Genomic DNA, 15,574 nt, shown 5'->3' on the forward strand with positions numbered 1-15,574 from the left:
GCCCGGTGAGTGAGCCGATCTCTCATCCTAGACCGGTGGTGACGCCTGGGACCGCAGGGACGGGAGTGTCGGACCGGAACGTTACGGTGCCGCCGATGGCACAGACCGAGTACGTCCAGGAGCCGCTGGCCGGTTTCGACCCGGGCGCGGGCGGGATCGACCCGGCGTTGCCGCTGTACGCGACGACGTTCGTGGTGGTCGACCTGGAGACCACCGGCGGCGCGCCGGACGGCGGCGGGATCACCGAGATCGGTGCGGTGAAGGTGCGCGGCGGCGAGGAGCTGGGCGTGCTGGCCACCCTGGTCAACCCCGGCGTGCCCATCCCGCCGTTCATCACCGTGCTCACCGGCATCACCCAGGCCATGCTGGTGCCGGCCCCGCCGATCGAGCAGGTGCTGCCGAGTTTCCTGGAGTTCATCGCCGACGCGGTGCTGGTCGCCCACAACGCCCCCTACGACGTGGGGTTCCTCAAGGCGGCGTGCGCGAAGCACGGCTACCGCTGGCCCAACCCGCGGGTGCTCGACACGGCCGCGCTGGCGCGCCGCGTGCTGACCCGCGACGAGGTGCCCAACCGCAAGCTCGGCACCCTGGCGGCCTTCTTCCACACCGCGACCCAGCCGACCCACCGGGCCCTCGACGACGCCAAGGCCACCGTCGACGTGCTGCACGGGCTGATCGCCCGCCTCGGCGGGCACCGGGTCGACACGGTGGGCGAGGCGATCGAGTTCGCCCGCGCCGTCACCCCGACCCAGCGGCGCAAGCGGCACCTGGCCGAGGGGCTGCCCAAGGCGCCGGGCGTCTACATCTTCCGCGCCGCGGACGACCGACCGCTCTACGTCGGCACCTCCGGCGACATCGCCACCCGGGTGCGCAGCTACTTCACGGCGGCGGAGAAGCGGGCCCGGATCTCCGAGATGCTCGCCGCGGCCGAGCGGGTGGAGGCGGTGGAGTGCGCCCACTCGCTGGAGGCGGAGGTCCGCGAGCTGCGGCTGATCGGGGCGCACGCCCCGCCGTACAACCGGCGGTCGAAGTTCCCCGAGCGGGTGCTGTGGCTGAAGCTGACCGACGGGCCCTACCCCCGGCTGTCGGTGGTCCGGGCCATCTCCCCCGGCGACGCCGCCTACCTCGGCCCGTTCAGCTCCCGCCGGGGGGCGGAGCTGGCCGCCGCCGGGTTCCACGACGCCGTGCCGCTGCGGCAGTGCACCCACCGGCTCTCGCTGCGCACGGTCACGCCGGCCTGCGCGCTGGCCGAGCTGGGACGCTGCCCGGCGCCCTGCGAGCACCGGATCACCCCGGAGGAGTACGACATCCGGGCGGTCGCGCCCTTCCGCACCGCGACCACCAGCGATCCCCAGCCGGTGGTCGACGCCCTCCTCGCCCGCATCGAGGCGCTCTCGGGCGCCCAGCGCTACGAGGAGGCGGCGGTGGTGCGGTCCCGGCTGGCGGCGGTGCTGCGGGCCACGGTGCGCATGCAGCGGCTGACGGCGCTGAGCGGGATCGCCGAGCTGGCCGCCGCGCGCCCGGCGGCCCGGGGCGGCTGGGAGCTGGCCCTGGTGCGCCACGGCCGGCTGGCCGGGGCCGGCGTCTCGCCGCCGGGCGTCCACCCCCGACCGACGATCGCCGCGATCCGGGCGACCGCCGAGACCGTCCCGCCCGGGCACGGCCCGGTGCCGCACGCCACGGCCGAGGAGACCGAGCGGATCCTGTCCTGGTTGGAGCGACCGGAGACCCGGTTGGTGGAGATGTCCTCGGCGTGGGCGTCCCCGGTGGCCGGTGCGGCCCGCTACCGCGACCTGCTGGGCAAGGCCGAGAACGCCGCGTCCCGTCAAGTCTCGACCGAACGCCCATGACCAAGTGACCGATCGGACTACGTCGGCTCCCTTACTCTGTTAGAGAAGTGCAGTCCTGCCCGTTTCGTGGGCCTGCTCCCGGTTGCCGGGATGTCGGCGGCCGCGAGCCGGGGTGAGGAGGTGTCCCAGGTGGACGTCGACGCCGGACACGGCGCCGCCCTGGGGGGCGCCCTTCCGACCCAACCGGGCGAGCTGCCCCTGGCCCGCCGGCTCCGGTCGTTGCTGAGCTGGCCCACCGCCGACAACGACCCGGTCAGCCACCTGGTCCGGACCCACCGGACCATCCACCCCGGCACCGAGCCCTCCGTGCTGCGTCGGGCCTACACCATCGCCGAGAACATGCACCGTGGGCAGTTCCGCAAGAGCGGCGAGCCCTACATCACCCATCCGCTGGCGGTGGCGCAGATCTGCGCCGAGATCGGCATGGACGCCATCACGCTGGTCGCCGCGCTGCTGCACGACACCGTGGAGGACACCCGCTACACCCTCCAGGCCCTCGCCGAGGACTTCGGCCCCGAGGTGGCGCACCTGGTCGACGGGGTCACCAAGTTCGACAAGGCCTTCTACGGCAAGGCGGCCGAGGCCGAGACGATCCGAAAAATGATCATCGCGGCCGGCAAGGACGTCCGGGTCCTGATCATCAAGCTGGCCGACCGGCTGCACAACATGCGTACCCTCGGCGTCCGCTCCGCCGCCTCCCGGGAGCGGATCGCCCGCAAGACGCAGGAGGTGCTCGTCCCGCTCTGTGACCGGCTCGGCATCCAGACGCTCAAGCGGGAGCTCGACGACGTGGTGCTGCTGCACCTGGAGCCCGAGGAGCACGCCCGGATGGCCCGGCACGTGCACGACCGGCCAGGGTGGGACGCGTACCTCGACGAGGTGGTCAGCCAGACGAGGTCCGCCCTGCGCCGCAGCCGGGTCGACGCGGCGGTGACGCCCCGACCCCGGCACCTCTACTCGATCTGGAAGGACACCGTGGCCGGGGGGCACAGCGCCCCCTACGACCTGCCCCGCATCGCGATCGTGGTCGACGGCCCGGCGACCGACTGCTACGCGGCGCTGGGCGCGGTCCACGGCCTGTGGCGGCCGGTGCCCGGCCGGTTCAAGGACTTCATCGCCTCCCCCAAGAACAACCTCTACCGCTCGCTGCACACCAGCGTCTGCGGGCCTAAGAACCGCACCGTGGAGGTGCTGATCCGCACCGAGGAGATGCACCGCTCGGCGGAGTACGGCGTGGCCGCCGGCTTCCGCTTCCCGCGTTCCGGCGGTGGGACCGGCGTGGCCTGCGCCGACCAGCTCGACTGGCTGCGGCGGGTGCTCGACTGGGAGCAGGACGCGGCCGACCCGGCCCAGTTCCTCGAGTCGCTGCGCTGTGACCTCGCCGAGGCGCAGATCCAGGTCTTCGCCGACGGGCGGCAGATCGTGCTGCCGGCCGGGGCGACCCCGGTCGACCTCGCGTACGAGTTGGGCACCGCGCGCGGCGACCACTGCCTGGCGGCACGGATCAACGGCCGGCTGGTCCCGCTCTCCTCGGAGCTGGACGAGGGCGACGTGGTGGAGATCTTCACCGAGAGCGACGCCGCGAACGGCTTCGACGCCGACGTCGCGCCGCGCGGCCCCCGCAAGGAGTGGCTCGGCTTCGTCAAGTCGCCGCACGCGCAGATGCAGATCAGCCGGTGGTTCGCCGACCACAGCGAGCCGGGCATCTCCATCACCGACAAGGTCCGCCTGGGCCGGGCCACCATCGGCCTCGCCCTGCGCAAGCACGACCGGGGCCTGGCCAGCGACCTGCCGCTGCTGCGCCTCTCCGAGGAGCTGGGCTACCCCGACCTGGAGACGCTGCTGGTCGCGGTCTTCGACCGGGTGATCGAGCCGGACGCGGTGGTGTGCCAGCTCATCGACCTGGTGGACCACCGGCAGTGAGGGCGTGGGCCCGGGTCGTCCGAACGTTCCTCGCGGCCACTAGCCTGGAGGCATGATCCCCCGCTCCCGCGCCACCGGTCGGGCCGTCGCCTACCAGGTCTTCTACCGGCTGCCGCTGCCGGTGCGCCGCCGCCTGGTCCGGCTGGCCGTGCCGAAGTACATCGTCGGCGCGGTCACCCTCGTGCGCGACAGCGAGGCCGCGGGAGCGGGCCGGCTGCTGCTGCTGCGCCAGCCGCCCGGCAAGGGTTGGGGGCTGCCCGCCGGCCTGTTGCAGAAGGGCGAGGCCCCGGTGGTGGGCGCTGCCCGGGAGCTGCACGAGGAGTCCGGCATCCGGCTCTCGCCCCGGCAGTTGCGCCCCGCCGTCCCGAACGCGGTGGTGCACGCCAAGGGCTGGGTGGACGTCGTGTTCACCGCCGAGGTGCCGGCGTCCACCACGGAGCTGAAGGTCGACGGCGCCGAGGTCTTCGAGGCCGCCTGGCACCCGCTGGACGACCTGCCCAAGCTGACCTGGCCCACGGCCCGGCTGCTCGCGTACTACGACATCGGGCCGCTGGCCGGGCAGTTCCCGCCGCCGGTACCCGACATCCGCCCGTGAACGCCGGCCGGGCCGAGCTCTGCGCGGTGGTGCTCGCCGCCGGCGAGGGCACCCGGCTGCGACCGCTGACCGAGCGACTGCCCAAGGCGCTCTGCCCGGTGGGCAACGTCCCGCTGCTCGACCGGGCGCTGGACCGGCTGGCCGGGCTCGGCCTCGTCGGGCCCGACCGGGTCGCGGTCAACGCCTGCTACCTCGGCGCGCAGGTCGTCGACCACGTCGGCAGGCGCGCCCACCTCTCGGTCGAGCCGGGCGACCCGCTCGGCACCGCCGGGGGCGTGGCGAACCTGCGGGACTGGATCGCCGGGCGCGGGGTGCTGGTGGGCAACGCCGACGCCTACCTCGCCGACCCCGGTCGTCGCCCGGGCCCCGACATCGCCGCGCTGCTGCACGGCTGGGACGGCGACTCCGTACGCCTGCTCGGCCAGCCCGCCCCCGACCCTACGGCGCCGGGCACCTTCGACGGCCACGTGTTCACCGGCTTCTCGCTGCTGCCGTGGCGGCTCGTACGGGAGCTGCCGCCCGGGTTCGGCGACCTCGTCCGGGCGGTCTGGCGCCCGGCGGAGGCGGCCGGCGCGCTGAGCGTCGTGCCCTACCCCGGCACGTTCTACGACACCGGCACCCCCGCCGACTACCTGGCGGCCAACCTGCACGCCGCCGACGGCGGCAACCTGGTGGACCCGACGGCGACGGTGACCGGCCGTTGCCGGACGGCGGTGGTAGGGGCGGGCGCGGTCGTGCGCGGCGACGTGGAACGCGCGGTCGTCTGGCCCGGCGCCACCGTCGGGCCCGACGAGCGGCTCCGCGACGTGGTGCGTGCCGGCACGGCCCTCACCGTCCCCGGCACACCGCCGTCCCCCGGCCGCGGGAGCATCTAGCATGGGCGACGACGCCGACGAACGGAGAAATGCCCCGTGATCACCGCGATCGTGCTGATCGACTGCGCCACCGACTCGATCCCCGAGGTGGCCGAGACCCTGGCCAACCTGCCCGGCGTCAGCGAGGTCTACTCGGTGGCCGGCCACGTCGACCTGATCGCGATGGTCCGGGTCCGGGAGTTCGACCAGATCGCCCAGGTGATCGCCGGCCACATCTCCAAGGTGCCGGGGGTGCTCAACACCGAGTCGCACATCGCCTTCCGGGCGTACTCGCAGCACGACCTGGAGTCGGCGTTCGCGATCGGCCTCGCGAACGCCGACTGACGCGCGCGCCCGACGGCCGGTCCACCCGTGGGGCGGACCGGCCGTCGTGTCACCCGCGCGACGTCAGCTCTGTGTGGGAGCCGGCGTCTCGAAGGTGCCGCCCGGAGCCGGCGACTCGGTGGTGCCGCCCGGAGCCGGGGTCCCGGTGGTGCCGCCCGGAGCCGGCGTCGTGCCGCCCGGGCCCGGGGTGCCGCTGGCGCTGGTCTGCGGCACCGGGATGCCCATCTGCTCCGCCAGCTGCACGAGCGCGTCGTAGTGCGCCTGCAGCGTCGGCAGCGCGGTCTGGGCCAACTGGACCACCGACGGTTCGGAGCCCTGCGAGATCTCCGTCTGGGTGGCCTGGATGGACTGGACGTGCCCGGCCAGCTCGCTGGTCACCCAGAGCCGGTCGAACTCCTCGCCGCTGGCGTTGTTCAGCTGGTCGATGACGGCCTGCTGATCCGCGGTGGGCTCGCTGGGCAGCTGCACACCGAGCTGTGACGCGGTCTGTTGCACCGTCTGGTCGAGCTGGGTGTGGTCCGTCTTGAACCGGGCGCCCAGGTCCTTGACCCCCTGGTTCTGGCCCTTCTGCTGCGCGAGGTCACCCGCGGTGATCTCGAACAGGTTGACCTGGTGCACGGCCTGCAGGTACTGGGTGTCCTGCTGTGACGGCTGCACGGCGGCCTGCGCCGCCGCGGCCGGCGCGAAGCCCACCAGCACCAGCGCGGCCAGCAGACCGAGGCGTTTGATTCCCAACATGCTTCCTCCCCCTGAGACGTTGGACCGCACGGATACCCGGCTGACCGGGGTTATTCCTGCGATCCCCCGTCCCGGGCGGCGACGGAGCCACCCGCCCGTGTCGACCCGTCGAGGGGCGGAAACGGACGTGGCGCCCGCCGGAGGACTCCGGCGGGCGCCACGTCGAGGTGTCGCGAGGTCAGCGGCGGCTTCCGCCGCTGCCGATCTCCTCCCGCTCCGGGCGGGAGGAGATCGGCGGGTGGCCGGGCGAGACCGGCGCCTCGGCCGGCCGCTCGATCGGGTAGAAGAAGCCCCGGATGGCCGGGCCGAGGGCGCCGAGCCGGTTCATCTTCTTCGGCACGACCCAGCCGGCGTACGGCAGCTCGCCGTGGCCGTCCGCGTGGCCGTCGACCGCCGCGAGCGGCTGGTGGACCTCCTCGAACCGACCGTCGGGCAGGCGCCGGATGATGCCGGTCTCGACACCGTGGGCGAGCACCTCCCGGTCGTGCTGCTGCAGGCCCAGGCAGAGCCGGTAGGTGACGTAGTACGCCAACGGCGGCACGAGGAGCAGGCCGATGCGGCCCGCCCAGGTCATCGCGTTCAGGCTGATCTGGAACTTGTCGGCGATGACGTCGTTGGCGCCGGAGAGGGTCAGCACGATGAAGAACGCGACCGCCATGGCGCCCAGGGCGGTCCGGGCCGGCACGTCCCGGGGCCGCTGGAGCAGGTTGTGGCTCCTGGTGTCCTTGAGGCGCCGGGCCTCCAGGAACGGGTAGAGCGTCGACAGGCCCACCAGGATGCCCGGCAGCACGACCGTCGGCCAGAACAGCGGCGGGATCACGTACCCGTCGCCGATCGGGATGTTGATCTCCCAGGCGGGCATCAGCCGGGTCGAGCCGTCGAGGAACATGACGTACCAGTCGGGCTGGCTGGCCGCGGAGACGACCCACGCCTCGTACGGGCCGAAGAGCCAGATCGGGTTGATCTGGAACAGGCCGCCCATCAGCGCGACCACGCCGAAGACGACCATGAAGAAGCCGCCCTGCTTGAGCGCGTAGCGGGGGAACATCCGCTCGCCGACCACGTTGCCGTTGGTCCGGCCGGGGCCGGGCCACTGGGTGTGCTTCTGCTTGAAGACCAGGCCCAGGTGGGCGCCGATCAGCGCGAGCAGCAGGCCCGGGACGAGCAGCACGTGGGCGATGTAGAACCGGCTGATGATGATGGTGCCGGGGAACTCCCCGCCGAAGACCGACGAGGTGACCCAGGAGCCGACCACCGGGATGGAGAGCATGATCGCCGAGGCGATCCGCAGGCCGGTGCCGGAGAGGCCGTCGTCCGGCAGCGAGTAGCCGGTGAAGCCGGCGAGGAAGCCGACCCAGAACAGCAGCGAACCGATGATCCAGTTGGTCTCGCGCGGCTTGCGGAACGCGCCGGTGAAGAAGACCCGGAGCATGTGCACCACGATGGCGGCCATGAAGAGCAGCGCCGACCAGTGGTGCATCTGCCGCATGATCAGGCCGCCCCGGACGTCGAACGAGATGTCCAGGCTGGAGGCGTACGCGGCCGACATCGGCGTGCCCCGCAGCGGGGCGTAGCTGCCGTTGTAGACCACCTCGGTCATCGCCGGCTCGTAGAAGAAGGTCAGGAAGACCCCCGTCAGCAGCAGGATGACGAACGAGAACAGCGCGATCTCGCCGAGCAGGAAGGACCAGTGGTCCGGGAAGACCTTGTTCAGCAGCCGGCGCAGCGGGGTGGCCACCTGGAAGCGGTCGTCCACTCCCCGGGCGGCGTTGCCCGGCACTGCTGCCATGTCAAACTTGCGCCGTTTCACGGCCGCTCCCAGAAGTCGGGCCCGACGGTCTCGGTGTAGTCGGACTTGGCCACGAAGTAGCCCTCGGAGTCCACCTCGATCGGCAGCTGCGGCAGCCGACGGCTGGCCGGGCCGAAGATGGGCCGGGCGTTGTCGGTGATCAGGAACTGCGACTGGTGGCACGGGCAGAGCAGCCGGTTGGTCTGCTGCTCGTACAGGCTCGCCGGGCAGCCGGCGTGCGTGCAGATCTTCGAGTAGGCGGCGTAGTTGCCCCACATGTAGTCGCCGTGCCCGACCCGCTCGTTGGCCCGGCGCGACTCCTGCGCGTCGGAGTCCCGAAGGTGGATCAGCAGGGTCGGCGAGTCCGCGTGCTGGTTGCTCACGCCGTGCTCGATGCCGGGGAAGACGGTGAGCTGGCCGCCGCTGCTGATGTCCGCGGGGCGCACCGGCCGGCCGTCCTCACGGACCAGCCGGATCTTCTGGCCGCCCTCCGCCGGGGCGAACCCGGTGGTGAACATCTGGTTGTTCTTGTGCGGCTGGGAGATCAGGCCGCCGACCAGGGGCGCCGCGGCGACCGCGCCGAACGGCGCGAGGCCGGCCAGCAGCGAGATGCCGAGCAGCGGCCGGCGCTTCACGCCCAGCTCGTCGGCCATGTAGAGCATCGTCTGGCCGGTGATGGTCCGGTCGTCCTCGGAGACGGCACCCTCGTGCCGGTCCTGGATCGAGACCTCCTTCGGCAACAGCTTCTTGCCCCAGGTCAGGATGCCGAAGCCGATGCCGAGCAGGGCCACGCCGAGGGTGAGGCCGAGCAGCGGGGTGTACCACTTGTCGCCACCGCTGCCCGGGGTGTACTTCCACGGCCACCAGATGTAGATCACCAGGAAGGCGGTCGCCGCGAGGCCGGTCAGCAGGAAGAACGACGCGACCGTACGGGTCAGCCGGCGCTCGGCCTTGCTGCCCGGCGCGACCTGCGGCTCGTAGTGGACAATCTCGATGTCGTCCCGGCGCGCGCCCTCCAGGACGATGTCGAACTGGCTGAGCCCGGGGGTGTTCACGTCGAGCGGTTCCCGGCTCTGCTGGGCCTGGTGCTCGGTGTGCGTGGTCATGCCGTCACCTCGCTACGCGCGGTGCCGGGCTGCGGCACCAGGGCACTGAATCGGATGAGTCGACCGGTCACGACTTGCCCGCGATCCACAGGCTCGCGAAGACGAGCGCGACGATACCCACCAGGAAGATCGCCAGTCCCTCGGTGGACGGCCCGTACCGACCGAGGTTGAAGCCACCCGGATCCCGGTCGTGCTTCAGGGTCTCCTGGATGTAGGCGATGATGTCCGCCTTCTGGTCCGGAGTGATCTGGTTGTCGCCGAAGACCGGCATGTTCTGCGGGCCGCTCAGCATCGCGGCGTAGATCTGCCGGTCGGTGGCCGGGCGCAGGCTCGGCGCGTACTTGCCGGAGGAGAGGGCGCCGCCGCCGCCGCCGAAGGCGTGGCACTGGGCGCAGTTGATCCGGAACAGCTCGCCACCGGCGGCGAGGTTGCCGTCCGCGTGCAGGTTGTCGCCCTCGGGCACCACCGGGCCGCCGCCGAGCTCCTGGACGTACTGGGCCAGCTGGCGGACCTCCTCGTCGGTGAAGAGCTCCGGCTTGCGCTGGGCCTGGGCCTCCTGCCGGGCCATCGGCATGCGGCCGGTGCCGACCTGGAACTCGACCGAGGCCCCGCCGACGCCCACCAGGCTCGGCCCGCGTCCCTCGACGCCCTGGGCGTTGCGACCGTGGCAGGTCACACAGCTCACGTCGAACAGCGCCTTGCCCTCCGCGGCGGCACCGGTGAGCGGGGTGTCCTGCGCCTGCGCGCCGGGGGCGAAGACGGTGTAGGCGCCGCCGGCCAGCATCAACGCGGCGAGCAGCCGGACCGCGGCGCCCAGCCGGCGGCGGCCCCTGCTGCGCGCCGCGGGCCGCTCACGCAGCCGCGCGAGCAGACCGCGTCGGCGGTCGTTGTCAGAAGTCATGACCTGTGTCCTTAACCGGGTTGGACCTTGTCTCAGGGGACGGAGCGGCGGCGCGGTTCGTGACGCGCCAAGATCACTGAAGCCAGTAGATCATGGCGTAGAGCCCGATCCACACGACGTCGACGAAGTGCCAGTAGTAGGACACGACGATCGCCGACGTGGCCTGCGCCGGCGTGAACCGGCCCATGGTGGTGCGGATCATGAAGATGACGAAGGCGACCAGACCGCCGGCGACGTGCAGGCCGTGGAAGCCGGTGGTGAGGTAGAACATCGACCCGTAGCCGTCTTCGTTGATCTTGATGCCCCCGTGCACCAGCTCGCGGTACTCGTTGAGCTGGCCGAGGACGAAGATCAGGCCCATCACGAAGGTGACCGTGAACCAGCGCCGCAGCGCGTGGACGTCACCCTTCTCGGCGGCGAAGACACCGAGCTGGCAGGTCACCGAGGACAACACCAGGATCACCGTGAAGGTGGTCGCGTAGGGGATGTTGAGGTGCTCGGTGTGCTTCGCCCACTGCTCCGGCGCCGCCGCGCGGATGGAGAAGTACATCGCGAACAGCGCCGCGAAGAACATGAGTTCACTGGAGAGCCACACGATCGTCCCGACGCTGACCATGTTGGGTCGGGTCAGGGAGTGGATCCGGCTCTTGTCAATGGCTGGGGCCGCAGTCACGCGGTCATTATTGCCCCTGACCGGGGCCCGCGATCAGCGGGGGGCCAAACCCGTGGCATCCGCAGCCCGATCGGGGCAGTCCGGTTCGCCTGACCTAGGCTGAAAAGCGTGCTGCACGCCGATCCGATCTCCGCCGCAGCCCCGCTCGCCGCGCCGGCGGTGAGCGCGGCCACCCCACCGCCGTTCACCGTCACCTCGGTGTTCACCGAAACCAGGCTGGACAGCTGGCTGGCCGTCGGCCTGGTGCTCGCCGCCGGCGTCTACCTCTACGGGGTGCACCGCCTGCGGGTGCGGGGCGACCGGTGGCCGGTCGCCCGGACGGTCTTCTTCCTCGGCCCCGGCCTCGGCGGCATCGCGGCGGTCACGGTCAGCGGGCTGCACGCGTACGACACGGCGCTGCTCTCGGTGCACATGGTCCAGCACATGGTGCTCTCCATGATCTCACCGATCTTCCTCGCGCTGGGCGCCCCGGTGACGCTGGCCCTGCGTACCCTGCCGCCGCGGCCCCGCAAGCGGCTGCTGGCGGTCGTGCACAGCCGGATCGCGCGGATCTACAGCTTCCCGCTGGTGGCGTTCGCCATCTTCGTGGTGAACCCGTTCGCGCTCTACTTCACCGACCTGTACCGCTACACCCTCGAACACGCGTGGGCGCACGAGCTCGTGCACGCGCACTTCATCATGACCGGCTGCGTGTTCTTCTGGCCGCTGCTCGGGCTCGACCCGCTGCCGGGCCGCTGGCCGTACCCGGCCCGGGCGCTGCTGATGCTGCTCTCCGTGCCGTTCCACACCGTGCTGGGGCTCACCATCATGCAGAGCAGCACGCTCTTCGGCGGGGACTGGTACCCCTCGCTCGGGCTGACCTGGTCGGACCCGTGGCAGGACCAGGTGGTCGCCGGCGGCATCCTCTGGGCGGGCGGGGAGTTCGTCAGCGTGACCATGCTCGCCGTGCTGGTCGTGCAGTGGATGCGGCACGCCGAGCGGGAGGCCCGCCGGGTCGACCGCGACCTCGACCGCCAGGAGGCCCGCCAGCGCGCCGCCGAGTCCGCCGCCTGAGCGGGTCGGGCGTACGCCCCGACGCGCCCCGGGCGGACGTCGCAGACCTCACACCGACCGGTACGATCAGCGGGCAGCTACGAGGTGGGAGCCTGTCCAGCCAATGAGTGAGCACAGCGAACGAATGATCAAGCGCAGTGCGATGGTGCCCGACGACGGCACGGAGCGAAGCGGAGTGCCGGCATGAGCGATCGTCTTTGCACCGTCCTGCTCTACAGCAACGAGGCGCAGGTCCGCGACGGCATGCGGCTCGCCGTGGGCCCGCGCCCCGCGCCCGGTCTGCGGGTCGAGTTCGTCGAGGCGTCCACCTACGCCGAGTGCGTCCGGCTCGTCGACGACTACGAGATCGACCTGCTGCTGCTCGACGGCGAGGCGAGCCCGGGCGGCGGCATCGGCATCGCCCGGCAGATCAAGGACGACCGGGCCGACGCTCCCCCGACCTGCGTGGTGATCGCCCGCGCCGCCGACCGGTGGCTCGCGGCCTACGCCGAGGTCGACGCCACCCTGGTGCACCCGCTCGACCCGGTGACCACCGGCACCACGGTGGCCGAGCTGCTGCGGACGCACGCACCCGCCTGACGTCCCCCCGCCCCGGCCCGCCACGGCGCCGGACCGACCGGCGCCGGTTCCATCCCACCCGCATCTCGTACGCTCGGGAGGCCCGCCATGGGCGATCGGACCTGGCCGCACCTGCTCAACGCGCTGCTGCGCGGCGAGGAGCTCACCGCCGCCGACACCGCGTGGGCGATGGGCGAGATCATGGCCGGCTCCGCCGCCCCGGCGCAGATGGCGGGCTTCGTCGTCGCGCTGCGCGCCAAGGGCGAGACCTCGGCCGAGCTGGCCGGCCTGGTGGAGACGATGCTCGGTCGGGCGGTCCCGGTCGAGCTGCCGGCCGGACTCCGCGACACCGCCCTCGACGTGGTCGGCACGGGTGGTGACCTCGCGCACACGGTCAACATCTCCACCATGGCCTCGCTGGTGGTGGCCGGGGCCGGCGTCCGCGTGGTCAAGCACGGCAACCGGGCGGCCTCCTCCTCGTGCGGCACCGCCGACGTGCTGGAGTTTCTCGGGGTGCCGCTCGACCTGGGTCCGGAGGGGGTGGCCCGCTGCGTGGCGGAGGCCGGCATCGGCTTCTGCTTCGCGGCCCGGTTCCATCCCGGGATGCGGCACACCGGCCCGGTGCGCCGGGAGCTGGGCGTGCCCACCGTCTTCAACTTCCTCGGCCCGCTGACCAACCCGGCCCGGCCGCGCGCCGCGGCGGTCGGCTGCTTCGACCGCCGGATGGCTCCGGTGATGGCCGGCGTCTTCGCCGCCCGGGGCGACTCGGTGCTGGTGATGCGCGGTGAGGACGGCCTGGACGAGTTCACCACCGCCGCACCCACCCGGGTCTGGGTGGCCCAGGGCGGCACCGTACGGGAGACGCTGCTGGACGCGACGGACCTCGGGGTGCCCCGGGCGACCCTGGCCGACCTGCGGGGCGGAGACGCGGCCTACAACGCCGCCGTGGTCCGCCGGCTGCTGGCCGGCGAGACCGGCCCGGTGCGCGACGCCGTCCTGGTCAACGCGGCGGCCGCGCTGGCCACCCAGGGGCCGCTGGACGGCGATCTCGCCGACGCGCTGCGGGCCGGGATGGACCGGGCGACCGAGGCCGTCGACTCCGGGGCCGCCGCCCGCGTCCTCGACCGCTGGATCGAGGTCGCCCGGGCGCTCTGAGGGCCGGGGCGGCTGGCGGCGCGGAAGTTGTCGGACCTCCGTGGGAAACTACAGCTGAGTGATTCCCACATCCGTCCTGCGCCGTGTGCGCGGCACTCCCGAGGACGTGCGTCGCACCCCGCGGGACCGCAACGAGAGGAGACGCCCGTGTCGGAGCGCGAGCTCTACTGCGACACCTGCGAGGGCGTCGAGCCGTTCGAGGCGCCGCCGTGCGCCGACGGCCACGACGCCGACTGCCCCGAGCTGGTCTGCACGGGCTGCGGCGCGGCCGTGCTCATCGCCACGTTCGCGTTCCGCCCGACGCGCCTGGCCGACCGGCGCCGCCGCCGCCCGCCGGCGCACCGGCGCGCCGCCTGACCCCTCGGTGCCGCGGCGTGGACCGCGCCACGCCGCGCCCCGGCCGCGCCGAACCGAGTTGGCCGCCCAACCGGTCTGGTGTCGGTCACCCACCCTCGCCGGCCGCGTCCGGCGAGGGCCCGGCCAGCAGCCACAGTCCGTGGACCCCGTCACGACCGAAGGCCCGCCTCCCGAGGGAGGCGGGCCTTCGACACGCTCGCGGGCCGCGCGCACGCGACCGCCGGGTCAGTGCTCGGCGGTGCGCCGCGTGCCGCTGTAATACTCGAAGAGCAGGCCGCAGACGGCGAACGTGACCGCCACCATGCCGAGGCCGAGCAGCCAGAACTGCCAGAACGCCAGGCCGAAGCCGGCGAGCGCGACGGCCACCGCCAGGCCGAGCGGCCAGTAGCTGCCCGGGCTGAAGAAGCCGATCTCGCCCGCGCCGTCGGCGATCTCACCGTCCGGCCGGTCCTCCGGGCGCAGATCGATGCGGCGGGAGACGAACCAGAAGAAGCCGCCGCACATGGAGCAGAGCAGGAAGCTCAGCAGCAGGGCGACCGTGCCGACCCACTCGACCTGGCCACCGGCGTCGGCGGCGGTCCACCCGCCGTAGAGGAAGGTGGCGAAGAGCAGGAACCCGGCGATGACCAGGAAGATACGCCACTCGGTCTTCATGCCCGATCCCTCAGCTTCCCGCGCCGGCCGGCGCGTCGTCGGGGTTGAAGTTCGCCTCGGTGCGGCGGGTCTCGAACGGCTTGGTGGTCTTCGCGTACGGGTCCTCGCCGATGGCCGTCAGCGCCTCCTGCGTGGAACGGCCGTCCCGCTTGGCCGCCAGGAACTGCTCGTACTTCTCCGGGGAGACGACCCGTAGCTCGAAGTTCATGAACGCGTGGTAGCTGCCGCAGAGCTCGGCGCAGCGGCCGACGTAGGCGCCCTCGGCCTCCAGCTTCGAGACCTCGAACACGTTGCGGATCTTGCCCGGCATCACGTCGCGCTTGAACAGCAGCTCCGGCACCCAGAACGAGTGGATGACGTCGCGGCTGGTCTGCTCGAAGCGGATGGAGCGGTCCGTCGGCAGCACCAGGATCGGGATGACCTCGCTGGTGCCCAGCACGGAGGCGACGGTGTTGGCGTCGCGGCCCTGGCCGTCGCGGTAGTTGAACTGCCAGTTCCACTTGAACGCGACCACCTCGACCGTGATGTCGGGGTTCTTGGTCGTCCGCACCACGTCGGTCTGCACGATCGCCGTGTAGTAGAAGAGCACGGAGACGATCAGGATCGGCGCGATGGTGTAGAGGAACTCCATCGGCATGTTGTAGCGGGTCTGCACCGGCAGCTCGTTGCCGCGCTTGCGGTAGCGCACGACGCACCAGAAGATCAGGCCCCACACGAAGACGCCGACGGCGAGCGCAGCGATGCACGAGGCGATCCACAGGTCGTACATCCGGTGCGATTCGGGCGTGATGCCGCCCTGCGGCCAGCCGAAGCCGCCGAACGCCTTGCCGACGTCGCAGCCCGAGAGCAGTACCAGCAGCGCCGCTCCGCCGAGACCGAGCCCGGCGATCCGACCGGCAGCACGTCCCCGGCGCCCACCGGCTCCGGGGGAAGCGCTGTGCCGTACGGCCGACGGCCGTACCTCCGAACTCCTTGCGACCACCTGGTCCTGCCTCCCTAGCGCGCCGCGGTGTGTTGTCCCTG

At 72.3% G+C, this 15,574-nt stretch carries 16 protein-coding genes; 9 read left to right on the top strand and 7 right to left on the bottom strand.

What is annotated here, in order from left to right; translation table 11 throughout:
* Positions 1-95 precede the first annotated feature (95 nt).
* The 5 genes from V6V16_RS19020 (at position 96) to V6V16_RS19040 (ending at position 5,567) form a co-directional block, all read left to right on the top strand.
* Positions 96-1,850 carry a DEDD exonuclease domain-containing protein gene (locus V6V16_RS19020; RefSeq protein WP_334563862.1) on the top strand — a complete coding sequence of 585 codons (1,755 nt, stop codon included), beginning with the start codon at positions 96-98 and terminating at the stop codon, positions 1,848-1,850.
* Between the two features lie 129 nt (positions 1,851-1,979).
* Positions 1,980-3,773, top strand: a complete 1,794-nt coding sequence (locus V6V16_RS19025; RefSeq protein ID WP_334563935.1) for a RelA/SpoT family protein — start codon at positions 1,980-1,982, stop codon at positions 3,771-3,773.
* A 52-nt stretch (positions 3,774-3,825) separates the two neighbouring features.
* Positions 3,826-4,368 (top strand): NUDIX domain-containing protein, encoded by a 543-nt coding sequence (locus V6V16_RS19030; protein ID WP_334563864.1) that lies wholly within the window; start codon positions 3,826-3,828, stop codon positions 4,366-4,368.
* Complete coding sequence (locus V6V16_RS19035; RefSeq protein ID WP_334563866.1) at positions 4,365-5,243, top strand: nucleotidyltransferase family protein; 879 nt, start codon at positions 4,365-4,367, stop codon at positions 5,241-5,243. Before V6V16_RS19030 ends, V6V16_RS19035 begins: the two co-directional genes overlap by 4 nt.
* 36 nt (positions 5,244-5,279) lie before the next feature.
* Positions 5,280-5,567: an Lrp/AsnC family transcriptional regulator gene (locus tag V6V16_RS19040; protein WP_334563868.1), complete on the top strand. Its 288-nt coding sequence runs from the start codon at positions 5,280-5,282 to the stop codon at positions 5,565-5,567.
* Positions 5,568-5,630: 63 nt separating this feature from the next.
* Here V6V16_RS19040 and V6V16_RS19045 read toward each other — a convergent pair whose 3' ends face one another.
* From V6V16_RS19045 to ctaE, 5 genes are all read right to left on the bottom strand, one after another.
* On the bottom strand, positions 5,631-6,305 hold the full coding sequence (locus V6V16_RS19045; RefSeq protein WP_334563870.1) for a DUF4142 domain-containing protein: 675 nt from the start codon (positions 6,303-6,305) through the stop codon (positions 5,631-5,633).
* A gap of 178 nt (positions 6,306-6,483) precedes the next feature.
* Positions 6,484-8,115 carry a cytochrome bc1 complex cytochrome b subunit gene (qcrB, locus tag V6V16_RS19050; protein ID WP_334563872.1) on the bottom strand — a complete coding sequence of 544 codons (1,632 nt, stop codon included), beginning with the start codon at positions 8,113-8,115 and terminating at the stop codon, positions 6,484-6,486.
* A complete protein-coding gene (gene qcrA / locus V6V16_RS19055; protein ID WP_334563874.1) occupies positions 8,112-9,200 on the bottom strand; it encodes a cytochrome bc1 complex Rieske iron-sulfur subunit in 1,089 nt (362 codons plus the stop codon). Before qcrA ends, qcrB begins: the two co-directional genes overlap by 4 nt.
* Before the next feature lie 67 nt (positions 9,201-9,267).
* Positions 9,268-10,101, bottom strand: coding sequence for a cytochrome bc1 complex diheme cytochrome c subunit (gene qcrC, locus V6V16_RS19060; protein ID WP_334563876.1), 834 nt, complete (start codon positions 10,099-10,101; stop codon positions 9,268-9,270).
* A gap of 73 nt (positions 10,102-10,174) precedes the next feature.
* Complete coding sequence (ctaE, locus tag V6V16_RS19065; protein ID WP_334563879.1) at positions 10,175-10,774, bottom strand: aa3-type cytochrome oxidase subunit III; 600 nt, start codon at positions 10,772-10,774, stop codon at positions 10,175-10,177.
* 108 nt (positions 10,775-10,882) lie between these two features.
* Here ctaE and V6V16_RS19070 point away from each other — a divergent pair, with 108 nt between their 5' ends.
* The 4 genes from V6V16_RS19070 to V6V16_RS19085 all read left to right on the top strand — a co-directional run bounded on the left by V6V16_RS19070 (position 10,883) and on the right by V6V16_RS19085 (position 13,897).
* Entirely contained in the window at positions 10,883-11,827 is a 945-nt protein-coding gene (locus V6V16_RS19070) for a cytochrome c oxidase assembly protein (protein ID WP_334563881.1), read from the top strand.
* Between the two features lie 183 nt (positions 11,828-12,010).
* On the top strand, positions 12,011-12,406 hold the full coding sequence (locus V6V16_RS19075) for a hypothetical protein (protein WP_334563882.1): 396 nt from the start codon (positions 12,011-12,013) through the stop codon (positions 12,404-12,406).
* An 87-nt stretch (positions 12,407-12,493) separates the two neighbouring features.
* Entirely contained in the window at positions 12,494-13,540 is a 1,047-nt protein-coding gene (gene trpD, locus V6V16_RS19080) for an anthranilate phosphoribosyltransferase (RefSeq protein ID WP_334563883.1), read from the top strand.
* 147 nt (positions 13,541-13,687) lie between these two features.
* Positions 13,688-13,897, top strand: a complete 210-nt coding sequence (locus V6V16_RS19085; protein ID WP_334563885.1) for a hypothetical protein — start codon at positions 13,688-13,690, stop codon at positions 13,895-13,897.
* Positions 13,898-14,122: 225 nt separating this feature from the next.
* Here the strand turns inward: V6V16_RS19085 and V6V16_RS19090 are convergent, their stop codons facing one another.
* Together V6V16_RS19090 and ctaC are read right to left on the bottom strand one after the other, a co-directional pair.
* A complete protein-coding gene (locus V6V16_RS19090; RefSeq protein WP_334563887.1) occupies positions 14,123-14,551 on the bottom strand; it encodes a cytochrome c oxidase subunit 4 in 429 nt (142 codons plus the stop codon).
* A 10-nt stretch (positions 14,552-14,561) separates the two neighbouring features.
* Positions 14,562-15,533, bottom strand: coding sequence for an aa3-type cytochrome oxidase subunit II (gene ctaC / locus V6V16_RS19095; RefSeq protein ID WP_334563889.1), 972 nt, complete (start codon positions 15,531-15,533; stop codon positions 14,562-14,564).
* Positions 15,534-15,574 lie beyond the last annotated feature (41 nt).

It is taken from the genome of Micromonospora sp. CPCC 205561 (assembly GCF_036906775.1).
Taxonomy (GTDB): Bacteria; Actinomycetota; Actinomycetes; order Mycobacteriales; family Micromonosporaceae; genus Micromonospora.

Bases quoted from the DNA above. Each gene is read 5' to 3' on its own strand.
- V6V16_RS19075 (WP_334563882.1), top strand. From the start codon at position 12,011: ATGAGCGATCGTCTTTGCACCGTCCTGCTCTACAGCAACGAGGCGCAG.
- V6V16_RS19045 (WP_334563870.1), bottom strand. From the start codon at position 6,305: ATGTTGGGAATCAAACGCCTCGGTCTGCTGGCCGCGCTGGTGCTGGTG.
- V6V16_RS19030 (WP_334563864.1), top strand. From the start codon at position 3,826: ATGATCCCCCGCTCCCGCGCCACCGGTCGGGCCGTCGCCTACCAGGTC.
- qcrC (WP_334563876.1), bottom strand. From the start codon at position 10,101: ATGACTTCTGACAACGACCGCCGACGCGGTCTGCTCGCGCGGCTGCGT.
- V6V16_RS19020 (WP_334563862.1), top strand. From the start codon at position 96: ATGGCACAGACCGAGTACGTCCAGGAGCCGCTGGCCGGTTTCGACCCG.
- trpD (WP_334563883.1), top strand. From the start codon at position 12,494: ATGGGCGATCGGACCTGGCCGCACCTGCTCAACGCGCTGCTGCGCGGC.
- qcrA (WP_334563874.1), bottom strand. From the start codon at position 9,200: ATGACCACGCACACCGAGCACCAGGCCCAGCAGAGCCGGGAACCGCTC.
- V6V16_RS19090 (WP_334563887.1), bottom strand. From the start codon at position 14,551: ATGAAGACCGAGTGGCGTATCTTCCTGGTCATCGCCGGGTTCCTGCTC.